The following is an 18,239-nucleotide window of genomic DNA, read 5'->3' on the forward strand; positions in this document are numbered from 1 at the left end:
ATCCTCCGTGACGACCCGCGTGCTCCTGGTATCGGGCAGCCCCTCCGCCAGCTCCCGTACCGGACAGTTGCTCAACCACGTGGCCGGCCTGGTGCACGGCGCCGTCTCGCTGCTGCGGCTGCGCGACCTGCCCGCCGAGCCGCTCCTGCTGGGCCACTCCGACGATCCGGCCCTGGCCGACGCGGCACGGTCGGTGGCGGAGGCGGACGTGATCGTCCTGGCCACCCCCATCTACAAGGCCGCCTACACCGGGCTGGTCAAGGCGTTCCTCGACGGGCTGCCGCAGAAGGCGTTCGCCGGGAAGACCGTGGTGCCCATCGCCACGGGCGGCACGCAGGCGCACCTGCTGGCGGTCGACTACGCGCTGCGGCCCGTGCTCAGCGTGCTGGGGGCGCGGCACGTGACCCGCGGCCTGTTCGTGCTGGACACCCAGATCACGCCGCTGGACGAGGAGTTGCGGCCCCGGCTGCAGGCCCTGGCCGACGAGATCAACGCGGTTCGCCTGAGTGCGGTCGCCTGACCCGTTCGAGGGAGTAGGCTGCCAGGGCCGCGGCCTTCTGCGGTGACCATCAGGAAGGCCGCGGCCTGGTGGGCGGGCCCGGCCGTCGCGGGCCTTCCCCGCTCCCGTTCGCCTGGCGGACGAGCTGTGTTCACAAAACAGCCTGAACTACCCCATAAATTGCCATTTCATGGCTTTGAATGACATTTCTCCCGTAAGCACCCTTTCCCGGCGGTCGTTGCTCACCGGTGCGCTGGCCGGGGCCGGGCTCACCGTCCTGGGCGGCGGCGTCCCGGCTCAGGCGGCGACGCGACCCGGGCGCAAGCCGCGCCTGCTGATCGCCACCAACGAGCAATGGGGCACCTACCACGCGGCCCCGCTCCTCCCCGAGGCGCGCCGCCAGGGCTGGGAGGTCGTGCAGCTCGTGCCGGACCGGTCCGGGATCAAGCCGGGCGACCCGGTGCCGGTCGCGCTGATCGACGAGATCACCGAGGCCGACATCCTCGTGGTGACGGGTGCGGGCGACTGGCCGGCCGAGTGCGCCGCCCGGTTGCGCCGGCTGCCGCTGGTGGCCAGCTCGCTGGCGTACCAGTTGCCGGTCGAGGCGCCGCGGGCCAAGGAGTTCCGCAGACGGCTGCGGGCGATCACCGCGTCGTCGCCCGCGGAGGCGAAGGTGTTCGACGACTACCTCGGCACGCGCCAGCACATCGAGGTCCTGGGCACGCCGCAGACCGACGACCTGCCCAGGTACGCGCCTGAGGCGGGCACCGTACTGGTGCTGACCAGCGTGACGAAGTCGAGCGAGACCGGCGGCTCCGCGCCCGGCACCGAGCTGCTGCTCGCCGCGGCCGAGCGGCTCGCGGCGGCCGGCAAGCACATCCTGGTCGGCCTGCACCCGCGCGAGGACCGCACGCTCTGGGACAAGTATGAGATCAGCACCGTGACGTCGGTCCAGGCGTCGGCCAGGGCGGAGGCCGCCATCGGCATCCCCGGGACCGTCTTCCCCGTGGTCGCCGCCATGGGCGTGCCACTGGTGGGCTGCACCGATCCGGAGCTGAAGATCCCCGACTACCTGCTGAGCGTCTGCACGCACACGATCACCTCGGCGGACGACGCCGTCACCGCCGTCGAGACGGCCGAGCCGGTCTCGCGGAAGGTGCTCTACGAGGCGGTCGGCCCGGTGGGCGGCTCGGCCAAGCGGCTGTTCAAGGTGTGGGGCAAGGTCGCCCACCGGACGAAGGTGGCCTGACCCGGCCGGACGGTTACCCATCGGGCAGGCACCCATCGGCCAGGCGGCCGGCCGACTCCCGCACGATGCGCAGCGCCCGCCGGACGTGGTGGGCGTGCGTGCGGAAGCTGAGCACGCACAGGCGCAGGTAGAACCGGCCGCCCACGGTGGTGCTGCTGAGGTAGACCCGCCGGGTGGCGTTGATCTCGTGCAGCAGCCGCCGGTTCAGCTCGTCGCCGCCGTCGCCGCCGCCCCCTTCGTCGCGCAGCCGGAACATCACGACCGTGAGATCCGGCTCCCAGGGCACCTCGAAGCGGGGGTCGGCGGCCAGCTCGCGGTGCACGAGCGCGGCCAGGTCCAGCTTCTCGTCCAGCTCGCGTTCGAAGGCCCGTACGCCGTGCAGGTGCAGCGGCAGCCACAGCCGCAGGCCGCGGAACTCGCGGGTCAGCTCGACGCCGAGGTTCGCGTAGTCGGGCAGGTCGTCCAGCGGGTTGAGGTCCTGCAGGTAGTCGCCGTCTGCGGCGTGGGCGGCGTGCAGCGGGGCCGGGTCGCGCACCAGCAGCACCCCGGTTCCGTAGGGCAGGAAGAGGCTCTTGTGGGGGTCGAGCGCGATCGAGTCGGCGCGCTCGATCCCGGACAGCCTGGCCCGGCCGCGCCGGGTGAGCTGGAAGCCGCCGCCGTAGGCCGCGTCCACGTGGAACCACAGCCCTTCGCGGCGGGCCAGCCCGGCCAGCTCGGGCAGCGGGTCGATCGTGCCCGTGCCGGTGGTGCCCGCGGTGCCGGCCAGCAGGAAGGGCCGTAACCCGGCGGCCCGGTCGGCTGCGATCAGCTCGGCGGCGGCGCGCACGTCCATGCGCAGGCCGTCGGCGGATGGCACCTGACGGACGTTCTTCGCGGGCAGGCCGCACACCCGCGCGGCCTTGGCCACGCAGTGGTGGGTGTGGCCGGTCACGTACAGGGTGCCGCCGGACAGGTCCTCGCCCAGGCGGTCGTGCCGGGCGGCCAGCACGGCCGACAGCGTGGCCACCGACCCTCCGGTGGTGGTGATCCCGGCCGCGCCGCGGGGCAGCCCGAACCGTTCGCAGAGCCAGGTCAGCACGCCGTGCTCCATGCCGACCAGGGCGGGAGCCGTCTGCGCCAGACCGGTGTAGCGGTTGGCGGCGTTGGCCAGCAGCTCGGCCAGCGCGGCGGAGTAGAGCCCACCGGCCGGGAAGTACGCCAGGTAGCCCGGCCCCGCCGTGTTGACGCCCTGCCCGGCCGCCTCCAGGAAGGTCGCCACCAGCTCGCCGAAGTCGCCGGGATCGTCGCCGGGCGGCCGCCGCACCCGCTCGGCCAGCCCGGCGGGGCTCGTGTAGTCGCTGGCGGGGGACTCCTCCAGCGCCTCCAGCCAGTCGGCCAGCACCTCCACGGCCTGCCGCCCCAACGCCGCCATTTCCGGACGATTCAGATCAAGATTCGTCATGCCCGGCACTCTAATCAGCCGCTGCGCCCCTCCCCCATGGAGCCGGGCGGGGCCGGGTCGAGGCGCTGGAGGAGGCCGTGGACGAACCGGGCTCGGTGGGCCCGCCCGCCGTGGCGGAAGTCGACCGTCCAATGGTGCGGGGCGGGGCCGTCGATCTGCACCGCGCCGGGGAAGCTCGCGCCGAGGTCGGCGACGACGCACGTCCAGGGGGTGAGGTCGGTCAGCGCGAGCGCGGCGGGGCCGGAGGCGCGGACGAACCACTGGTTCCACAGCTCGCCGCCGGGGCCGAGCAGCGCCTCGTACTCCAGGCCCGGCCACGAGGGCAGCGGCCAGCGCAGGACGTCGCAGGTCAGGCTGCCCGCCGGTCTGCTGCCCCGGTAGGGGGCCGGGCCCAGCGCCATCCGCAGCGCGGCGGCCCCCTTCGGCGCTCGGGGGGCGTGCGCCAGGCGGGTCCAGCGGGTGTGCGCGTCACGTAGCTCGGCGCGGGAGGCGTCGATCGCGTGCAGCGCCTGCTCGACCCTGGCGGGGTTGAGGTCGCGCATGCGGTGCATCAACGCCAGCTCGAACTCCCGCACTCCGAAACCCACGGGTGCCAGCTTGCCATGTCACGGAGCCCCGGCACTCCGGGCGGCGGCCGGACGTCATGACGCCTCCGGTGCGGCCAGCCGGGCGGGCCCCGGATCGGCCGGGACAGGCTCGGGGTCGGCCGGCCGGTCGGACTCGGGAGCGACCGGGACGGCCCCTGGGCCGACCAGGCGGGCCGACTCGGGAGCGACCGGGACGGACCCTGGATCGGCCGGCCGGTCGGACTCGGGAGGGGCCGGGGCGGGCTCTGGGTCGGCCGGGTGGTCGGACGGGGCGGACTCGGCTGACCGGGCAAACGCGGCGGGCGCGGCGGGCTCGATCAGGTCGGCGGGGCCGGGGTGACCGTTGGCGGAGGAGGCGCCGGAGGCGACGACGTCGGCGAGGGTGATCTCGCTGAGCAGCGCGTCCTCGTGGCTGCGCAGCCGGTCCCAGATCGCGGCCAGCGGCGCGGCGGCCGGGGAGAAGGGCCGGATCTCCGGCTCCACGCCCTCCGTCACGCGAATGACGTCGGCGAGCGCGATCTCCCCGGCCGGGCGGGCCAGCCAGTAGCCTCCGTCCGGGCCGCGCTGACTGCGAATCAGCCCGGCCCGGCGCAGTTGGAGAAGGATGTTGTCACAGAATCGGCGCGGGATCTCCTGGGTGACGGCGATCCGTTCGGCGTGCACCGGACGGTCGGCCACGGCCAGGGCGAGCATGGCGCCGAGGGCGTACTGAGTGCGCGCGGATATTCTCATGGGCCGGCTCAGGCGGGGGCCGTCTCCTCCTCTTCGGTACGCCGCTGCAGGTCGCTCTCCACCGCCTCGACCGACTCGTTCGCCTTGTCACGACGGTATTCGCGGACCGACCAGGCGATGGCGGCCGCCCACAGGATGGCGATGACCACGTACGCGACCGTCTGGACGGCGCTGGAGGCGTCGATCCAGTCGCTGCGCAGCAGGGTGCGCACGTTCGTCAGGATGATGACGCCGCCCACGGCCGAGCCCAGGATGCGCGGCGGGATGTGCCGAACGAGCCAGGCCGCGATCGGCGCGGCGATGACGCCGCCGAGCAGCAGCACGGCCACCCAGGAGAAGTTGATGTTCTCCGAGCCGATGCCGACGAAGAAGCCGATGCTGGCGGCGATGGCGACGAGGAACTCGCTGGCGTCGATCGAGCCGATCACCTTGCGCGGGGCCATCCGGCCGCTGGCCAGGATGGCGGGGGTGCCGACCGGGCCCCAGCCGCCACCGCCGGTGGCGTCGACGAAGCCGGCCACCAGGCCGAGCGGCGCCAGGAAGCGCCTGCGCAGCGGCTTGCCCAGGTTGCCGCGCGGCAGGCCGAAGGCGGTGAAGCGGATGAGGATGTAGAGGCCCAGGGTCAGCAGGATGATCGACATGACCGGGGCGGCGATCTCGGTGGACAGGCTGGACAGGAACGTCGCCCCGGCGAACGCCCCGACGGCCCCGGGAATGCCGATCTTGGCGACGACCTTCCAGTCCACGTTCCCGAAGCGCCAGTGGGAGATGCCCGAGGCGAGCGTGGTGCCGATTTCGGCGAGGTGAACGGTGGCCGAGGCGGCTGCCGCGTTCGTGCCGATGGCCAGCAGGAGTGTCGTCGACGTGACGCCGTACGCCATGCCGAGGCTGCCATCGACGAGCTGGGCCGCGAGGCCGACCAGCCCGAGCAGGATGAGCGCTCGCACGATCTCCCCTTCCCTATGATTCCTACTATACAAGTCGGAATAATAATTTAAGGAGCCTTGGCTTCTGTCAACCCTTTGGAGGTGGGCATTTGGGGGAAGGTGCCGCACCCGGGGACCGGGTGCTCGACCAGCGCGGTGACGGCGCGCCGCGTGCCTGTCGTGGCGAGGCAGGGGCTCGGCCACCAGGCACCCGCTCGCCCCGAACACCGTCACGGCGGCGAGGCGAGGGTGGCGATGTGGTCGCCGGTGGCGTGCTGGGGCCGGATGAGCAGAATATCAAGACTTGTCTAGATACCGAGGAACGTGTGCCGCATTGGTCTGAATAGAGCACCGCGTGCCACGGTGTGAAGTACGTCTCCATTTCGCGCAGATTGGTGTGCGCCCAGGCGTCGACCATCAGCCCGACCCCTGAGACCCCTGACAACGCCGGAGAGCCCCAGGTCCGGGTGTCCTTGCGGTCCGACCTGGGAGTCCACCAGTGATCACCGAAGGCCCGGGCCGGCCACGGCCCCCCCTCGTGACCCCTTTCTGTCAAACCCGAATCCAGCCGGGTTCAAGGAAATGCGGCGGGGCGCGGGAAACGACGGGCGGATTCACGCTGCGTACCGTGATGACCACAAATTCCGGCAAATATGATAATAGAAGCGGCGAAATCATCAATTGACGGAACCAGCAGCGGAGTCTGTTCAGCACCGGATGCCGATCTCGCTTGAGAACGGGACACGCCGTACGCGATGCTGGTACGTCAACGGCGGTTGATGCGTGTTCTTCGGGGGTCGGGTGAGGTCTTTGCGGGTTCTGCGGTGGCTTCCGTTCGTCGTCATGCTCGGCGTCGCCGCGATCGATCTGCTGGCCGGCCAATCCGTGGTCTTCCTGCCGCTGCTCACGCTGGGGCCGGCGTTCGCGTCGGTGTCGGGCGGCGTACGCAGGACCGCCGCCGTCGGGGCGGTCGCGCTAGCCATCTGCGTGCCCATGGCGCTCTACAACGACCTGCTGTTCACCTGGGAGAACAACCTCACCGTCATCGGCATCGCCGGCGTCACCGCGGCGAGCATGCTGGCCGCCCGCCTGCGCCTGGAGCGCGAACGGGAGCTGGCCAGCGTCCGGCAGGTCGCCGAGGCGGCCCAGCGGGTGCTGCTGCGGCCGGTGCCGCGGCGGGCCGGGGATCTGCGGGTGGCGCTGTCGTACACGTCGGCGGCGGCCGAGGCGCGGATCGGCGGCGACCTGTACGAGATCGTCACGACCCCGCACGGCGTCCGGCTGCTGATCGGCGACGTGCAGGGCAAGGGCCTGGCGGCGGTCGAGACGGCGGCCTGGGTGCTGGGCGCCTTCCGGGAGGCGGCCTACGACGAGGCCGACCTGGCCGACATCGGCGACCGGCTGGAGGCCAGCCTGGCCCGGCACCTGGGCGGCGAGAAGTTCGTCACCGCGATCATCGCCGAGGTGCACGAGACGGAGATGGCGCTGGTGAACTTCGGCCATCCGCCGCCGCTGCTCGTCCTGGGCGCCGGCGGGCTGCTCAGTGTCGAGCCGTCCGAGCCGGGGCTGCCCCTGGGGCTGGGGGCGTTCGACCCGACGGCGGCGAAGGCGCACCGTATCCCGTTCGAGGGCGGGGACCGGATCCTGTTCTTCACCGACGGCGTCATCGAGGCCAGGAACGCGGCCGGGGAGTTCTACCCGCTGGTGGAGCGGTCCGGGCTGCTGCGGCGCGAGGACCCGCAGGCGGCACTCGACACGCTGCGCGCGGACCTCGTCGAGCACACGGGCGGCCCGCTGCTGGACGACGCCGCCATGCTCCTCCTCCACCGCCCTCGCGACTGACCGGACCACCACGCCGACGGGTGCCCGCTTCGGGCGAAAGGCCCGCTCCTGCCGGGCTTGGCGTACAGTGGCGGCTGTGAAAGTCTGCGTCTTCTGCTCCGCCGCCGACCTCGACGACCGTTACACCGTGCCCGCCCGCCAGTTCGCCGAGCTGCTCGGCAAGGGCGGCCACACCCTGGTGTGGGGCGGTTCCGACGTGGGCCTGATGAAGGTCATGGCCGACGGCGTGCAGGAGGCGGGCGGGCGCCTGGTCGGCATCTCGGTCGAGTTCCTGGCCGACAAGGCCCGCGCGGGCGCCGACGAGATGGTGATCGCCCGCGACCTGGCCGAACGCAAGGCGCAGCTCCTCTCCCGCGCCGACGCCATCGTGATCATGGTCGGTGGCACGGGCACGCTCGACGAGGCCACCGAGATCCTGGAGCTGAAGAAGCACAACCTGCACGCCAAGCCGGTCGTGCTGCTGAACACCGCCGGTTTCTACGACGGGCTCAAGCAGCAGTTCCAGCGCATGGAAGAAGAGGGTTTCCTGCCGCTGCCGCTCACCGACCTGGTCTTCTTCGCCGAGGAGCCCGTCGGGGCCCTCGCCCATCTGGAGGAGCAGGCGGGCCAGACGGCGTGAGCCGCGCGCGGCGGGCGGTCAGCGGGCCAGCCGTCCCAGCAGCGCCGAGGCCGCCGTGATGCCGAGGGCCGCGGCCACCACCAGCACCGCGAAGTCCAGCGGCAGGTGCGCGGGGATGCCCAGCAGCAGCCCGCGCAGCGCGTCCACCTCGTAGCTGAGCGGGTTGACCGCGCTGATGACCTGCAGCCAGCCGGGCATGGCCGCGGTCGGGTAGAGCGCGTTCGAGGCGAAGAACAGCGGCATGGTGATGGCCTGCCCGATGCCCATCAGCCGGTCGCGCGTCCGTACGATCCCGGCGATCGTCACCGAAAGACAGGCGAAGAACGCCGACCCGAGCAGCACGACGACGATCACCCCCGCCAGGCGCAGCGGGTTCCACGACATGCTCACCCCCAGCAGCGCGGCGATGACCACCACCACCACGGCCTGGATGATCGCCTTCACCCCGGCGGCGAACGCCTTGCCCGTCACCAGGGCGATCCGCGGCGTCGGCGTGACCAGGAGCTTGGTCAGGACACCGGAGTCGCGTTCCCAGATGATCTGGATGCCGTAGAAGATGGCGATGAACATGGTCGACTGGGCGATGATCCCCGGCGCGAGGTAGTCGCGGTAGGCGATGCCGCCGGTCGGGATCACGTTGATGCGGGTGAACGTCTCTCCGAAGATCAACAGCCACAGTGCGGGCTGGATCGCGCGGGTGTACAGCTCGGTACGGTCGTGGCGCAGCTTCTGCAGCTCCACCACGCACATCGCGACGACCCTGGCGGGGACCAGCCGCCACGCCGGCCGCGAGCGCGGCGGGCTGAGCAGCAGCCCGATCCCGCCGTCAGCCGACGCGGGAGGCGGTGGCGCGGGTACGGCGGACATCGCGGAACTCCCCTCCGTCGTCGAGGCCGCTGCCGGCGACGTCGCGGAAGACGTCCTCCAGCGTCGGGGCCGAGTCGCCGCCGAGCCGGGCGCGCAGGTCGTCGGTGAGCCGGTCCGGCTCACCGAGCGCGCGGATCCGCCCCTGGTGCATGAGCGCGACCCGGTCGCAGTACTGGTCGGCCTCGTCCATGTAGTGCGTGGTGACCAGGACGGTCATCCCGCTGGCGGCGCGTACCGCCATGATGTGCTCCCACACGCCGGTGCGGGCGATGGGGTCGAGCCCGATCGTGGGCTCGTCGAGTATCAGCAGTCGCGGCGCGCTGACCAGGGCCTGGGCCAGCTCCAGGCGGCGTACCATGCCGCCGGAGTAGGTGCCGGCCAGCCGTTCGGCGGCGTCGGCGAGCCCGACCGCCTCCAGCGCCTGGGCGACGCGGCCGGCGCGCTCGCGGCGCGGCACGTCGAAGACGCGGGCGAAGAGCGAGACGTTCTCGCGGCCGGTCAGGCTCGCGTCGGCCGACAACTGCTGGGGAACGTAGCCGAGCAGCCGGCGCACGCCCATCCGGTCGGTGGCCACGTCGTGCCCGAACACCCGTGCCATGCCGGGCGGGACGGGCAGCAGCGTCGTCACGCAGCGGATCGCGGTGGTCTTGCCCGCGCCGTTGGGCCCGAGCAGCCCGAACACCTCGCCGGAACGCACGGTCAGGTCGAGCCCGTCGACGGCCTTCGAGCCGCCGAACGCGTAGCTCAGACCGGTGCACGTCACCGCGTCCGCCTCCGGCGGCATCCCGTCGTCATTCTCACGCGTGTCCGTCACGCCGTGGTCGCCTCCTCCCGCAGGTTGCCGGCCAGTTTGCGCAGTGCGGGGAGCGCGGCGGCCAGCGCCTTCCTGTCGTCCTCGTCCAGTCGTTCCACGTGCTCGCGTACGAGCGCCGCGCGCCGCTCCTGCCAGGCCCGCAGCCGCGCCTCGGCCTCGGGCGTGGGCAGCAGCCGCACGGCCCTGCGGTCGTCGCGGCGCGTCTCGCGGCGCAGCAGCCCGGCGGCGGTGAGCTGGTTGACCAGCGTGGACACCGAGTTGCCCGCCAGGTAGAGCTCCTTGGCCGCGGCCGAGACGCTGACGCCGGGCTCGGCGACGACCAGCCGCAGCAGCTCGACCTGCGCGCCACGCAACGGCGGCCCGGTCATCTCCCGCCGCAGCCTGCGCCGGATCAACCGGTTGATCCCGGTCAGGACACCGGCCAGGGCTACGGGCAGATCCTCCACACTCATAGAGAAATATTAGCTCTGCTTACGATGTAATGAAAAGTGTGCAGCTCAGCCCATATGTCACCCTGTCGAAGCGAGTCGCCGCCGTCTCGGCAGGCGTCCCGACAGCGGGCTAGCCTCCGGTGTGGAAGGCGCGGCGGTAGGCGGACGGGGACGTCTGCATCACCCGGGTGAAGTGGTGGCGGTAGGTGACGGGGGTGTCGAACCCCACCGTCCGCGCGATCTCCTCGACCGGCGCGTCCGTGCCCTCCAGCAGCGCCAGGCTGGCCTGCACCCGCTGGTTGATCAGCCAGCGGATCGGGCTGGTGCCGGTGGCGCGGGCGAAGTGCCGCAGGTACGTACGGGTCGACATGTGCGCCCGGCGGGCCAGGGTGTCGGCGGTGATGGGACGGCCCAGGTTCTCCAGCGCCCAGGTCATGCTCTGCGTGACGCGGTCGTCGTCCGGGCCCGCGGGCATCGGCGCCTCGATGAACTGGGCCTGCCCGCCCTCCCGGTGCGGCTGGGTCACCAGCCGCCGGGCGACCGCGTTGGCGATGGCCGAGCCGTGGTCCTGCCGGACGACGTGCAGGCAGAGGTCGAGCCCGGCGGCGCTGCCCGCGCTGGTCAGCAGGGTGCCGTGGTCGACGTAGAGGACGTTGGGGTCGACGTCGACGTTCGGGTAGCGGCGGCGCAGCAGGTCGGCGTACTGCCAGTGGGTGGTGGCCCGGCGCCCGTCGAGCAGGCCCGCCCCTGCCAGCGCGAACGCCCCGGAGCAGATCGACATGACCCGGGCGCCCCGCTGGTGCGCCTGGCGCAGCGCCACCGCCAGCTCCGGCGACGGGTCGGCCCGGACGTCGGGCACCCCGGGCACGATCAGGGTCTCCGCCCGCGCGAAGACGTCGAGGCCGTACGGCGTGTGCAGGCCGGCGCCACCTATGACGGGCACCGGTCCTGGCCGCTCGGCGCAGATGGTCAGGTCGTACCAGGGGACGTCGAGTTCGGGGCGGGGCAGCCCGAACACCTCGGTGACGATCCCGGTCTCGAAGACCGACATGCCGGGGTAGGCGAGGACGGCCACCGTACGGCGTCGGCCAGGACGGTCAGGACGGTCGGGTCGTGGCGCCATGTGGCGGAATATTAGCGGAGGCTGTCGTTTACGCCGCTGGTCTCGCCCTCCGGCCATGAGCAGGATCCTGGACATGAGCAGAATCCCGAACCCGGCGAACGCGCTTCCCCTCTCGTCGAACGTCCTCTCCGTCCCTCCGGCCGCCCCGGCGGCGGCTCTCGCCCACTTCGCCGCGCGGCTGTCGTTCGAGACCGATGTCAGCGACGTCCACGCCGACCTGGAGGCGGGCGTACCTGGGCTGGTCGTGGTCGATTCGCGCGGCGCCGAGTCCTGGCGGCAGGGGCGCCTGCCCGGCGCGGTCCACCTGCCGGCCCGGGAGATCGCCGCGCGGGCGGCGGAGACCGTCCCGCCCGGCGCCGCCGTCGTCACCTACTGCTGGGGTCCCGGCTGCAACGGGGCCACCCGGGCGGCCCTGGAGTTCGCCAGGCTCGGCTACCCGGTCAAGGAGATGATCGGCGGCTACGAGTACTGGGTGCGGGAGGGCTTCCCGGTGCGCACGGAGCGGGGCCTGATCCGGCGTCCGGCGGACGACCTGACCGCTCCGGCCCTCGCCGTCTCCTGCGACTGCTGACGCGGGAACGTCACCTGACGGGCAGGCCGGTGACCGCGCGGCCGACGATCAGTCGCTGGATCTCGGACGTGCCCTCGAAGATCGTGAAGATCTTGGCATCCCGGTGGAAGCGTTCCACCGGGTGCTCCCTGGTGTACCCGGCGCCGCCCAGGATCTGGATCGCCTGCTCCGTCACCCACACCGCCGTCTCCCCCGCCACCAGCTTCGACATCGAGCCCTCCGCCCGCTCGAACCGCCTGCCCCGGCGGGCCATCCACGCCGCCCGCCAGGTCAGCAACCGGGCCATGTCCACCCGCGTGGCCATGTCGGCGAGCAGGAAGGCGACGGCCTGGTTCTCGCCGATCCTGCGGCCGAACTGCTCGCGTTCGCGGGCGTAGTCCCTGGCGTACTCGAAGCCCGCCCGCGCGATGCCCACCGCCATCGCCGCCACCGACGGGCGCGTGGTCTCGAACGTACGCATCGCGGCCTGCTCGCCCGCCCGCTCCCCCTCGCGTACGCGAGCCAGCCGCGCCTCCAGCTTCTCCGCACCGCCGAGCAGGCACGAGGCGGCGGGCACCCGTACGTCCCGCAGGACGACCTCGGCCGTGTGCGAGGCGCGGATGCCGTGCTTGCGGAACTTCCGCCCCATGGACAGCCCCGGCGTGCCCGGCGGGACGACGAACGACGCCTGGCCCCGGGTGCCGAGCGACGGGTCCACGGAGGCGACGATCACGTGGACGTCGGCGATGCCGCCGTTCGTGACCCAGGTCTTGACGCCGTTCAGCACCCAGTCGCCACCGTCGCGGACGGCCCTGGTGCGGATGGCGCCGACGTCGGAGCCGGCGTCGGGCTCGGAGGCGCAGAACGCGCCCAGCCTGACCTCGCTCTCCGTCCCGAACATCTGCGGCAGCCACTCCCCCATCTGCTCGGGGGTGCCGTTCGCGGCCAGGGCGGCGGCGGCCAGGCCGGTGCCGGTGATGGACAGGCCGATCCCCGCGTCGCCCCAGAAGATCTCCTCGAACGCCACCGGCAGCGCCAGCCCGCTCTCCTCGAACCACTGGGTCGCGAAGAAGTCGAGCGAGTACAGCCCGATCTTGGCCGCCTCCTGGATGACGGGCCAGGGCGTCTCCTCGCGCTCGTCCCATTCGGCACCCGCCGGGCGGATCACGTCGCGGGCGAACCCGTGCACCCAGTCGCGCACCCGCACCACGTCGTCACTCAGCTCCGGGCAGAACCCCGTCATGCGCCGCACCCCTCGAAGCGAGCAGCCGTTACCACTGGTAACACCTTAAGGCCCCCGAACCCGGCCAGGAACGCCTCCCACGGCCCTCGCGCTGCTCCCGCCGGTCGGGATCGGGCTATCCTGGGGCCGTCCGATCACCTGATGATCGCGACGGTGCCGGCCTCGGCGACGACGTGCCGGCCCACGCACGCGATACGGGCGCGGGAGGTGAGACGTGCGGGAAGCGCGCGAACGGGGTGACCGCGTCCGGCGGGTGCGGATGATCGACGTGGCCAACTCGCTCGGCCTGTCCCGGGCCACCGTCTCGCTGGTGATGCGCGACAGCCCGCTGGTGTCGGCGGCGACCAGGACCGCCGTCCTGGCCGAGGCCGAGCGGCTGGGCTACATCTACAACCAGGCCGCCGCGAACCTGCGGACCCAGCGCAACGACCTGGTCGGCCTGGTGATGCCGGACGTGATGAACCCGTTCGTCGCCGAGGTGTCCCTGGGCGTGCAGGAGGTGCTCGGCCGGCTCGGCTTCTTCGTCGTGATCGCCAACACCGTCGACCGGCTGGACCTGCAACGGCAGATCCTTCAGTCGCTGGTCGAGCACCGGGCGGCCGGCGTGGTCTCCATCCCCGCGCTGACCTCGGCCGCCGACCACTTCACCGGCCTGCGCCGCAGCGGTCTGCCGACGGTGCTGCTGCTGCGGCACATCGACGGCGTGGAGCTGCCCTTCGTCGGCACCGACGAGGTGGCCATCGGCCGGCTCGGCGCCGAGCACCTGACCGCCGTGCACGGCTGCCGCCGGGTGGCCTACTTCGGCGGCGACCCGCTGGCCTCGCCGCGGGTGCGCCGCCTGGACAGCTTCCGCCGGGCGGTCGGCGAAGCCGGGGCCGACTGGGACGCGACCTGGTCGGAGCCGGTGGAGGCGACCGCGGAGGCCGCGTACCGCCGCGCGGCCGAGCTGCTCGCGGCCGGGCCGCCGCCCGACGGGCTGCTGTGCCACAGCGACAACGTGGCCTACGGCGTGGCGCGGGCGCTGCGGCTCGGCACGCCCGACGCGGCGCGCTGCGCGGTGCTGGGCATCGACGACCTGCGCCAGTCGGCGATGTGGAACCCGTCGATCAGCAGCATCGCCACCGAGCCGGTCGAGCTGGGCCGGGTTTGCGGCCGGGTGCTGCTGGCCGAGATGGGGATGCCGGTCGAGGGCAGCCGCACCCCGCCGCGGCCCGAGGTGCACGCCCGCGCGTCCTGCGGCTGCCGCTGAGCAGTCGCTCGCGGCTGCCGGTTCACAGCTATTTCATAGTTGACCTACCGGTTTTTGCCGATATGGTTGACCCATTCATTTAGATCGATCTAAGGTCGGTATCCGAGTTCACGAGGCCGAACCGGCGCGAGCCCCGGCCCACCGACCGAGGGAGGGCACGGATGCCCGGAACTGTCCGTTCCCCGCGTCCCGCGCACTGGCGCAGGCAGGAGGACGGCGTCGGCCGCCTGATGCTGCTGCCCAGCCTGCTGCCGTATCTCGCCTTCGCCCTGCTGCCGATCGGCTGGCTGTTCTGGTTCAGCTTCCAGCGCTGGAACGGGTTCTCGGCGCCGCGGTTCACCGGGCTGGCCAACTACGAGCGGATGATCGGCGACGAGCAGTGGTGGCTGGCGGTGCTGAACACGGTGAAGTTCGGGGCCGGGCGGCTGGCCATCGAGATTCCGCTGGCGCTGGTGCTGGCCTACGTGTTCTTCCGCGGGGTTCGCGGCGGGACGGCGTACCGGACGATTCTGTTTCTGCCGCACGTGCTGTCGCCGGCGATCGTCGGCATCGTCTTCGTCTTCTTGCTGCGGGAGACAGGCGGGCCGGTCAACCAACTGCTCACCGGGTCGGGCCTGCTGGAGACGCCGATCCGGTTCCTCGGCGAGGCGGGCAGCGCGCTCGGCAGCCTCATCGGGGTCGGCGTGTGGGCCCACCTCGGGATCAACCTGCTGCTCTTCTTCGCCGGGATGACGACCATCCCGAACGAGGTGCTCGAAAGCGCGTCGCTGGAGGGCGCGGGTCACTGGTCGACGCTGCGGCACATCGTCCTGCCGATGCTGGCCCCGGTGACCCGGGTGGTGGTCCTGATCTCGATCATCGGTACGCTGCGCAGCTTCGACCTGGTCAAGACCCTCACCGACGGCGGCCCGGCCGGCGGCACCGAGGTGATGTTCACCTACCTCTACCGGTTCTTCTTCGAGCCGGAATCCATCCCCCAGATCGGGTACGCCGCCGCGCTCGGCGTCACCGCGAGCGTGATCGTCGGCCTCATCTCCGTGGCCTACCTGCGGATCAGCCGAAGCGGGAGGACCCCGTCATGAGCACACCCACCGTCACCGGTCCCGCGAGCCGCACCACCGAGCAGACCGCCCGGACCGCGCCGGCCCGGCGTCGGCGCAGGGTCCGCCCGCGGACCGTGCTGCTGCACGCGGCCCTGACCGCGGTGGCACTGATCATGCTTTCGCCCCTGGTCTTCGGCCTGTTCGCCTCGGTGTCGCCGCTGGACCAGATCCTCAGCAGGGACGGCGGCATCCTGCCCCGGGTCTGGGAGTGGGGCACCTACCTGCGCGCCTGGACCACGGCCGACTTCTCCCGCTACTTCGTCAACAGCCTGATCGTCACGGCGCTGGTCGTGCTGCTGGACACGCTCGCCTCCAGCATGACCGGCTACGTGCTGGCGCGGCGCAGGCTGCGCGGCCAGCGGCTGCTGGAGGGCCTGTACGTCGGGACCCTGTTCGTCGGCCTGACCACCGCGACGCTCTACCCCCAGTACGTGATCGCCCAGGCGCTGGGCCTGGACAACCTGCTCGGGATCGCACTGGTCCAGATGGCCGGGATCATGCTGGTGCACGTCTTCCTGATCAAGGCGTTCGTGCTCGGCCTCGGCACCGAGATGGAGGACGCGGCCCGGGTCGACGGGTGCGGGCTGTTCGGCACCTACTGGCGGATCGCCTTCCCGATGATGCGGCCGATCCTGGCCACCACGGTGATACTCGGATTCCAGGCTTCCTGGAACAACTACCAGGTGCCGCTGGTGTTCTCCCTCGCCGAGCCCGACCTGCGCACCCTGGTCGTGGGCGTGAGCGCGCTGCAGTACGACGCCGCCGAGGGGATGACGCCGTACAACACCGTGCTGGCGGGCGCGAACATGGCGCTGGTGCCGATCGTGGTGATCTTCATCGTGCTGCAACGGCACTTCGTGCGCGGCTGGACGGACGGGTCGGTGAAGGGATGACCCCGTTCGCTCCCGACGGCGCGCTGATGCGCGGCTGGTCCCGCTGGTGGTTCTGGGCCTGGACGAGCTGCTGCTGGCTGCTGTTGAGCCTCCCCCTGGTCACCGCGCCGGCGGCCACCCTGTGGCTGGTGGCCCAGCAACGGCGGCACGCCGCCGGCGAGCCCGCGCTCGGACCGGGTGAGACGCTGCGGTTCCTGGCCGGCCGGCTGCTGCCGGGCCTGCGGCTGGCCGGCTGTCATGCCGGCATCGCCGGCCTGGTGCTCGTCGGCCTGCTCGGGCCGTCGCCCGGCGGGCCCTACGGCTGGCTGGTGCTGGTGACCAGCGCGGTGACCGGGGTGACCTGGTTGCTGGTGGCCCCGTGGTCGGTGGTCGTCTTCGAACGCGACGGCCGGGTCGGCGCGGCGCTGCCGGCGGCGTACCGGCTGGCGCTGTCGCGGCCGGAGCTGGCGCTGCTCGCGGCGGCGACCGTACCCGCCGCCGTCGTCGCCGGTCTCTTCCTGGCCGTCCGGGTGCCGTACGCCGGTCCGCTGCTGCTGGTCGCGCTGCCGGCGGCCGTGGCGAGCCTCGTGGCCGGGCTCGCCGACCGAGCCGCCGCGCCTGGACGTGAGCCCCTCCGGCCGGATCGGGTCCGGTTCGGTCCCTTCCGGATGAGAAAGGCCCCCTGATGATTGATTCCTCCTTGACCCGCCGTGGCTTCCTCGGCACGTTCGCCGCCGGCGCGGCGGGCGTCCTGGCCGGATGCGGTGACTCCTCGACCGGCTCCCCGACCGGCGCTTCGAACGAGCTGACGACCATCGTGGTCTGGGACCGCGCGGGCGCGCACGCCACGGCCCGGCAGGAGTTCTTCCGCACGTGGAACGAGCAGCACGGCAGGTCTCTCGGCATCGCGGTGCGGTACGAGCCGCAGGCGACGGACAAGTACGAGGAGATCGTCCGGCTCGGCTTCCAGACCAAGCGGGCCCCCGACCTGTTCCACAGCCCGTCGGCGCAGCTCGGCGCGTTCGTCGCGGCCGGATGGGTCCAGCCGCTGCCGGACCTGGTCGACCAGGCGGTGCTGGACAAGGCCGCGCCGTACCACCAGAAGAACGGGGAGCTGGTCTGGGGCGGCGTGCCGTACGCGGTGCCGACCACCGCCTTCACCAACCGGATGGTGATCAACACCGACCTGTTCGAGCGGGCCGGGCTGGACCCGGACGCGCCGCCCTCGACGTTCTCCGAGGTCCGGCAGGCCGCGGCGGCGATCACCAAGGCCGGCGGCGGCGACGCGTTCGGCCTGCTGGTCCCGATCAAGGCGACCGGGTTCCGGCAGTGGAACGTGGACGTCCCGCTGATGGCGGGTGACCCGGCGCTGGCCATGTTCGGGCTGTTCAACGCGACCACGCAGCGGTACGAGTCGGCCAAGTACGCGCCGCTGCTGGAGCTCTACCGGAGCCTGATCATCGACAAGACCGCCTACCCTGGCGCCGCGACCCTGACCGGCGACGTCGCGATCAACGCCTTCGGCAAGGGAGAGGCCGGGATGTACCTCGGCAGCAGCGCGGTGGTGTCGTCGCTGGCCGAACTCGGCAGCACGGTGAAGGCGGTCGCGGTGCCGCTGCCGGTGCCCGACGGACAGCGGCTGGTGCGCTCGCCCATGAACGCCGGGTACCCGTACGCGATCTCGTCGACCACCAGGAGCCCGGACCAGGCCGCCAGGGTGTTCGAGGTGATGGTCGGCGACGGAGTCCAGGAGGCGCTGGCCGCGAAGTCCGCGCCGCCGCTGAACACCGCCGTCTGGGACTCCGCCGCGGTCAGGGACAACGCGCTCCTGCAGCGGTTCCGTCCCGCCGAACTCGATCGGCAGTGGCCGAAGACGCCCGGCGGCCTGCTCCAGGTGGAGGGCGAGAGCGTCGACCAGACCGTGGAGAAGCTGCTGCTCGACCCGTCCGTGCCGCTCGGGCCCGCGCTCGCCGACATGCAGCGGCGGATGCAGGCGGCCTACGACGCCGCGGTGAAGAGCGGCGAGATCGACCCGCAGGAGTTCCGCGCGTGACGGCTCAGGACGTCGTCGTGCACCTTCGCCGGCCGTCAG

The 18,239-nt window shown here is 72.2% G+C and carries 19 protein-coding genes; 10 read left to right on the plus strand and 9 right to left on the minus strand.

Going from position 1 to position 18,239, the window contains the following annotated elements; genetic code table 11:
• The first annotated feature begins 7 nt into the window (after window positions 1-7).
• Together ssuE and ACZ6S0_RS29405 are read left to right on the plus strand one after the other, a co-directional pair.
• Window positions 8-520 (plus strand): NADPH-dependent FMN reductase, encoded by a 513-nt coding sequence (ssuE, locus tag ACZ6S0_RS29400; RefSeq protein WP_465922544.1) that lies wholly within the window; start codon window positions 8-10, stop codon window positions 518-520.
• 169 nt (window positions 521-689) lie between these two features.
• Complete coding sequence (locus ACZ6S0_RS29405) at window positions 690-1,748, plus strand: hypothetical protein (protein WP_465922545.1); 1,059 nt, start codon at window positions 690-692, stop codon at window positions 1,746-1,748.
• A 13-nt stretch (window positions 1,749-1,761) separates the two neighbouring features.
• Here the strand turns inward: ACZ6S0_RS29405 and ACZ6S0_RS29410 are convergent, their stop codons facing one another.
• From ACZ6S0_RS29410 to ACZ6S0_RS29425, 4 genes are read right to left on the minus strand one after another with little or no spacing between them, the layout of a single operon-like run.
• On the minus strand, window positions 1,762-3,189 hold the full coding sequence (locus tag ACZ6S0_RS29410) for a pyridoxal phosphate-dependent decarboxylase family protein (protein WP_465922546.1): 1,428 nt from the start codon (window positions 3,187-3,189) through the stop codon (window positions 1,762-1,764).
• A 14-nt stretch (window positions 3,190-3,203) separates the two neighbouring features.
• The gene (locus ACZ6S0_RS29415) at window positions 3,204-3,776 is read right to left on the minus strand and encodes a hypothetical protein (RefSeq protein WP_465922547.1); all 573 of its coding nucleotides are present in this window, start codon (window positions 3,774-3,776) and stop codon (window positions 3,204-3,206) included.
• 54 nt (window positions 3,777-3,830) lie between these two features.
• Complete coding sequence (locus ACZ6S0_RS29420) at window positions 3,831-4,508, minus strand: RrF2 family transcriptional regulator (RefSeq protein WP_465922548.1); 678 nt, start codon at window positions 4,506-4,508, stop codon at window positions 3,831-3,833.
• An 8-nt stretch (window positions 4,509-4,516) separates the two neighbouring features.
• Window positions 4,517-5,455: a sulfite exporter TauE/SafE family protein gene (locus tag ACZ6S0_RS29425; RefSeq protein ID WP_465922549.1), complete on the minus strand. Its 939-nt coding sequence runs from the start codon at window positions 5,453-5,455 to the stop codon at window positions 4,517-4,519.
• Window positions 5,456-6,235: 780 nt separating this feature from the next.
• On the opposite strand from ACZ6S0_RS29425, the gene ACZ6S0_RS29430 reads away from it, so the two are divergent.
• Both ACZ6S0_RS29430 and ACZ6S0_RS29435 read left to right on the plus strand, forming a co-directional pair.
• Complete coding sequence (locus tag ACZ6S0_RS29430) at window positions 6,236-7,276, plus strand: PP2C family protein-serine/threonine phosphatase (protein WP_465922550.1); 1,041 nt, start codon at window positions 6,236-6,238, stop codon at window positions 7,274-7,276.
• A 76-nt stretch (window positions 7,277-7,352) separates the two neighbouring features.
• Window positions 7,353-7,895, plus strand: coding sequence for an LOG family protein (locus ACZ6S0_RS29435; protein ID WP_465922551.1), 543 nt, complete (start codon window positions 7,353-7,355; stop codon window positions 7,893-7,895).
• Window positions 7,896-7,913: 18 nt separating this feature from the next.
• On the opposite strand, the gene ACZ6S0_RS29440 is transcribed toward ACZ6S0_RS29435, so the two are convergent.
• The 4 genes from ACZ6S0_RS29440 to ACZ6S0_RS29455 form a co-directional block, all read right to left on the minus strand.
• Complete coding sequence (locus tag ACZ6S0_RS29440) at window positions 7,914-8,762, minus strand: ABC transporter permease (protein ID WP_465922552.1); 849 nt, start codon at window positions 8,760-8,762, stop codon at window positions 7,914-7,916.
• Window positions 8,722-9,576, minus strand: coding sequence for an ABC transporter ATP-binding protein (locus ACZ6S0_RS29445; RefSeq protein ID WP_465922553.1), 855 nt, complete (start codon window positions 9,574-9,576; stop codon window positions 8,722-8,724). The genes ACZ6S0_RS29440 and ACZ6S0_RS29445 overlap by 41 nt, the downstream gene beginning before the upstream one ends.
• Window positions 9,573-10,028, minus strand: a complete 456-nt coding sequence (locus ACZ6S0_RS29450) for a MarR family transcriptional regulator (protein WP_465922554.1) — start codon at window positions 10,026-10,028, stop codon at window positions 9,573-9,575. Before ACZ6S0_RS29450 ends, ACZ6S0_RS29445 begins: the two co-directional genes overlap by 4 nt.
• A gap of 109 nt (window positions 10,029-10,137) precedes the next feature.
• The gene (locus ACZ6S0_RS29455; protein WP_465922555.1) at window positions 10,138-11,130 is read right to left on the minus strand and encodes a helix-turn-helix domain-containing protein; all 993 of its coding nucleotides are present in this window, start codon (window positions 11,128-11,130) and stop codon (window positions 10,138-10,140) included.
• 73 nt (window positions 11,131-11,203) lie between these two features.
• Here ACZ6S0_RS29455 and ACZ6S0_RS29460 point away from each other — a divergent pair, with 73 nt between their 5' ends.
• A complete protein-coding gene (locus ACZ6S0_RS29460) occupies window positions 11,204-11,701 on the plus strand; it encodes a rhodanese-like domain-containing protein (protein WP_465922556.1) in 498 nt (165 codons plus the stop codon).
• A gap of 10 nt (window positions 11,702-11,711) precedes the next feature.
• Here ACZ6S0_RS29460 and ACZ6S0_RS29465 read toward each other — a convergent pair whose 3' ends face one another.
• Entirely contained in the window at window positions 11,712-12,923 is a 1,212-nt protein-coding gene (locus tag ACZ6S0_RS29465; RefSeq protein WP_465922557.1) for an acyl-CoA dehydrogenase family protein, read from the minus strand.
• A gap of 214 nt (window positions 12,924-13,137) precedes the next feature.
• On the opposite strand from ACZ6S0_RS29465, the gene ACZ6S0_RS29470 reads away from it, so the two are divergent.
• The 5 genes from ACZ6S0_RS29470 to ACZ6S0_RS29490 all read left to right on the plus strand — a co-directional run bounded on the left by ACZ6S0_RS29470 (window position 13,138) and on the right by ACZ6S0_RS29490 (window position 18,200).
• A complete protein-coding gene (locus ACZ6S0_RS29470; RefSeq protein WP_465922558.1) occupies window positions 13,138-14,172 on the plus strand; it encodes a LacI family DNA-binding transcriptional regulator in 1,035 nt (344 codons plus the stop codon).
• 161 nt (window positions 14,173-14,333) lie between these two features.
• Window positions 14,334-15,254: a carbohydrate ABC transporter permease gene (locus tag ACZ6S0_RS29475; RefSeq protein WP_465922559.1), complete on the plus strand. Its 921-nt coding sequence runs from the start codon at window positions 14,334-14,336 to the stop codon at window positions 15,252-15,254.
• On the plus strand, window positions 15,251-16,168 hold the full coding sequence (locus tag ACZ6S0_RS29480) for a carbohydrate ABC transporter permease (protein WP_465922560.1): 918 nt from the start codon (window positions 15,251-15,253) through the stop codon (window positions 16,166-16,168). Before ACZ6S0_RS29475 ends, ACZ6S0_RS29480 begins: the two co-directional genes overlap by 4 nt.
• Window positions 16,165-16,833 (plus strand): hypothetical protein, encoded by a 669-nt coding sequence (locus tag ACZ6S0_RS29485; RefSeq protein ID WP_465922561.1) that lies wholly within the window; start codon window positions 16,165-16,167, stop codon window positions 16,831-16,833. The genes ACZ6S0_RS29480 and ACZ6S0_RS29485 overlap by 4 nt, the downstream gene beginning before the upstream one ends.
• Window positions 16,833-18,200 carry an ABC transporter substrate-binding protein gene (locus ACZ6S0_RS29490; RefSeq protein WP_465922562.1) on the plus strand — a complete coding sequence of 456 codons (1,368 nt, stop codon included), beginning with the start codon at window positions 16,833-16,835 and terminating at the stop codon, window positions 18,198-18,200. Before ACZ6S0_RS29485 ends, ACZ6S0_RS29490 begins: the two co-directional genes overlap by 1 nt.
• Window positions 18,201-18,239 lie beyond the last annotated feature (39 nt).

This window comes from Nonomuraea sp. NPDC051298 (assembly GCF_055586305.1).